Raw genomic sequence first — 3,498 nt, 5'->3', positions numbered from 1 at the left:
AAACCATTTTGCGAAAATTCCTTGACACTACCTGGATACTCAAACCTATTTTCTGTTTCTGTCACAAATTTATGAAACAATTCATCTGTCAAAATTTTCATATGATGTGCCTTTTCGATGGCTTTTGTAAGGTAGAGTTTATGCTCTGCTTCTGTTAAATCTTTTTTATGAATCATTATTTCCAAGTACCCGGTAAGTTTAGTTAGAGGAGTACGAAGGTCATGAGAAAGTGATGCGACCATTTGCTCTCTTTCAGATCTCATTTTTTCCTCATTTTCTAATAAGGATAGTAACGATATTCTCATAAATTCAATTTCATTTCCGAGTTTTGCTATTTCATCTCTTCCTCCAATTTTAATACTACAATTCCTTCCAGATTGAGAAGAAAGTAATACTTGCTGATAAAGTTTGTTGATTCGATGTATGGTATAAGCGTTAAAAGGTATAAGAATTCCCAGGAAAAGAAAAAATCCAAATAACAAACCAGCAGTATTCCACCAAAAAAAGTAAGAATTTCCCGGTGAGTAAGATGTAGCGTAGATAACGCCATCCGAGCAGTATATGATTTCGTATTTGTCTTCATCTTCAAATTCTGTGGATGCTATTTTTTCTTCATACAGGTGTTCCGGCTCTGTGAACAAAAAAATATCAGAATTTTGCTTATTCCATTCCGTGTCAGTCAATGCATTCTGTGTCGAAAGATTGTGATTAGTTACATACTTTTGAAAGTCTTGTACAGCAGCATCACTTTTTGCTTCCCAATAAGCATCAAACTTTGAATTATAAAAAAACCATTCCGCAATCACATCAGATAGCAAATAATGTCCTAACCATGCACAAATAAGTGCAAAAGCCGCAATAGCTAACATTTTTATTCCCAATCGTTGGGAAACAAGTTTGAGCTTTCTATTCAATACGGTACCCCTTTCCCCAAACAGTTACGAGATGGATAGGATGTCGGGAATCGTCTTCAATTTTATCTCTTAATTTCCGAATAAACACCATAACAGAGTTGTTATCAGTAGAGAAAAATGGTTTTTCCCAGACACTTTCATAGATATTTTGAGCTGAAAATATTTGCTTTGGATGAGCCAATAATAATCGTAATATACGATATTCTGTTGAGGTAAGTTCTAATTCCTTCCCATATTTCCATGCCATATTGCGACAGCAATCTACACGTAAGCCATTCCATTCAATATATTCTGATTTTCGTTTTGGGATTTGTTTTCCTTGATAAACAGTATACCTCCGTAGCAATCCCTTAACTCGTGCAATCAATTCCAGATAAGAAAATGGTTTTGCTAAATAGTCATCTCCACCAGAGGAGTACCCTAATACAAGATCAGAATTTTGAGTTCTCGCAGTTAGAAATAAAATTGGCACATTTGACCGCTCTCGAATCATTCTACTAACCTGATAGCCGGACATCCCTGGCATCATAACATCCAAAATGATTAAATCGATATTGGCAGCCAACAATTTTAAAGCTTCTTCACCGGATTCTGCCTCAATTATATCAAAATCCTCATTGGACAATAAAACTGAAATAACCTCCCGGATTTCATGATCATCATCTACCACCATAATTTTTGATTTTTCTTCTATCATATCATTCATAACCTCTTTCAGTGTTGTCATTAAAACCATTCCGACAGTTTAAGATAAAGATTCTCTATCGCTTACTCATATGCTTTTAATAAAATTATATTTAAAAAACGGAGCCTTATCAAGATATTTTTTGTTAATAATTGTTATCTTGTATTTTTACAAAAATTTAGGTTGTCTTAAACAAGATAAGTGTTTTGAACTTTTCTACACACTCATATAGACTGATATGAATTGTTAAAAATTGATATGAATCAGTTTGGAACAATCAAGACACTGAGCAATGTAATTCATTTCAGAAACAATTAAATAGTATAGGTAAGCAATATACAAAGATAGATTTCTCAATGTTGTTTCCTTTTTTTAATTCATCACTTGACTTTGTGGCAAAGAGCTGCTCACCCCGGATGAGGTGCGCGGCCTGGACAACCGGTACGCCATCCTGTTCATCCGCGGCGCCAGGCCGGTCATGGATTTGAAGTACGAGCTTTCCCAGCATCCGGCCATCCGCCACACCGTGGACGGCGGCGGGCCACCCTATATTCATAAAGGCAAACAGGAACCAGCGTTTACAGGAACTCCTCTCTTCCAGGCATTTTCCGCTGAAGAACTCGATGAAAGCAAGGAGAATGCTGCATGAAACAGGATCTCAACCGCAACTTCCAGCGGCGGGCAAAGCGGCTTTACGCGCTGTTTGCCTGCCTCGTCCTGACCCTGCCCGTTGCTGTCGTCCCCGCCTTTGCGGCGGATGACCCTCTGTCCGTGGTCACCAGCCTGTCCGACTTCATCTTTTCCCTCATCCGGGCCGTGGGCCTCATCCTGCTGGGCTACGGCATTCTGCAGGTGGGCCTCTCCCTTCAGTCCCACGACCCCTCCCAGCGCTCCAACGGCATCCTCACCATCGCGGGCGGCATTGTGATAACTTTCACCAAGGAGATCCTCACCCTTATCACCGGAGGATAACAAGCGGCCGGGAACGCAAATGCGTTCCCGGCCACTCATCTTCACAAAATGTTTTGATAGTTCCGCCGCCCATAGAGGATGCGCTGGATCTGCACCGTTTGTCCTGAGATGGTATAAAAGACCAGATAATTCTCCACGATGAGATAGCGGTATCCTTTGGCGGCCAGGGCCAGATCACGGGGGCGCGGACACCGTTCCGGCATATGAGACAGGCCGCCGATCTCCTCCGTCAGCTTGTCATAGTACCGCAGAGCGGTCTCTGGGGAGAGCGTGTTCAGATAGTCGATGATCTCCAGAAGATCCTGCTTTGCGGTGGAAAAGATTTTTACCTCATACTTTTCCATGGACGCGCTCCCTCAGCTGACGGGCCACTGCAAGGAAATCTTCCCCCTCCGCGCCGGCGGAGATCTCCTGCTCCGCCACGGCCAGCTTTCCGTAAAGGTCGATGAGCGCCTGCTGCCGCTCATACTCCTCCATACTGAGGACTACCATGTCGCCGCTGCCGTTGCGGGTGATATAGACCGGCTCATGGGTCTGGCGGCAAAAATCAGATATCTCGTTGGCATTGTTGCGCAGGTCGGAAATCGGACGAATGGTCGGCATGACAGCCACCTCCTTATAGGAATAGTATAGCAAAATTATGAGCAAATATCAAATGAAATTTAGAGTGAATCGAGGTGATCAAAATCGGCAGTGGAAACTGGATCGTCGACAACTTAAATTCCGCTCTGGAGACCTGGAACGGCAAGCTCACGGAGATCTGGCAGCTCATCAGCACCACACCGGAGGAGTTCAAGGGCGGCGGGGTCTGGAATGTGATCGTCAATATCAACGGCGCACTCCAGGCCATCGGCTACGCCCTCCTGGTGCTGTTTTTTGTGATGGGCGTGGTCAAGACCTGCGGCAGCTTTACCGAGCTGAAGAAGC

The 3,498-nt window shown here is 43.4% G+C and carries 5 protein-coding genes and 2 pseudogenes; 3 read left to right on the top strand and 4 right to left on the bottom strand.

Annotated elements, in window-relative coordinates; translation table 11 throughout:
* Together HMPREF0372_RS19295 and HMPREF0372_RS19290 are read right to left on the bottom strand one after the other, a co-directional pair.
* Window positions 1-914 (bottom strand): histidine kinase dimerization/phospho-acceptor domain-containing protein (locus tag HMPREF0372_RS19295; RefSeq protein WP_007493015.1); only part of this gene is annotated, 914 nt, incomplete at its 3' end.
* Complete coding sequence (locus HMPREF0372_RS19290) at window positions 907-1,641, bottom strand: response regulator transcription factor (protein ID WP_007493014.1); 735 nt, start codon at window positions 1,639-1,641, stop codon at window positions 907-909. The genes HMPREF0372_RS19290 and HMPREF0372_RS19295, both read right to left, overlap by 8 nt.
* Before the next feature lie 346 nt (window positions 1,642-1,987).
* Here HMPREF0372_RS19290 and HMPREF0372_RS19285 point away from each other — a divergent pair.
* A pseudogene (locus HMPREF0372_RS19285) lies at window positions 1,988-2,248 on the top strand (VirD4-like conjugal transfer protein, CD1115 family); the annotation flags it as partial.
* Window positions 2,245-2,571, top strand: coding sequence for a hypothetical protein (locus tag HMPREF0372_RS12500; protein WP_007493012.1), 327 nt, complete (start codon window positions 2,245-2,247; stop codon window positions 2,569-2,571). The pseudogene HMPREF0372_RS19285 and the gene HMPREF0372_RS12500, both read left to right, overlap by 4 nt.
* A 41-nt stretch (window positions 2,572-2,612) precedes the next feature.
* On the opposite strand, the gene HMPREF0372_RS12495 is transcribed toward HMPREF0372_RS12500, so the two are convergent.
* Entirely contained in the window at window positions 2,613-2,915 is a 303-nt protein-coding gene (locus tag HMPREF0372_RS12495) for a type II toxin-antitoxin system RelE/ParE family toxin (protein ID WP_007493011.1), read from the bottom strand.
* The gene (locus HMPREF0372_RS12490) at window positions 2,902-3,174 is read right to left on the bottom strand and encodes a type II toxin-antitoxin system Phd/YefM family antitoxin (RefSeq protein WP_009260195.1); all 273 of its coding nucleotides are present in this window, start codon (window positions 3,172-3,174) and stop codon (window positions 2,902-2,904) included. Before HMPREF0372_RS12490 ends, HMPREF0372_RS12495 begins: the two co-directional genes overlap by 14 nt.
* An 83-nt stretch (window positions 3,175-3,257) precedes the next feature.
* Here HMPREF0372_RS12490 and HMPREF0372_RS12485 point away from each other — a divergent pair.
* Window positions 3,258-3,498, top strand: a pseudogene (locus HMPREF0372_RS12485) (hypothetical protein); the annotation flags it as partial.

Origin of the sequence: Flavonifractor plautii ATCC 29863 (assembly GCF_000239295.1) — a bacterium.
Taxonomy (GTDB): domain Bacteria; phylum Bacillota; class Clostridia; order Oscillospirales; family Oscillospiraceae; genus Flavonifractor; species Flavonifractor plautii.
This window is presented reverse-complemented; position numbering and strand designations above follow the sequence as displayed.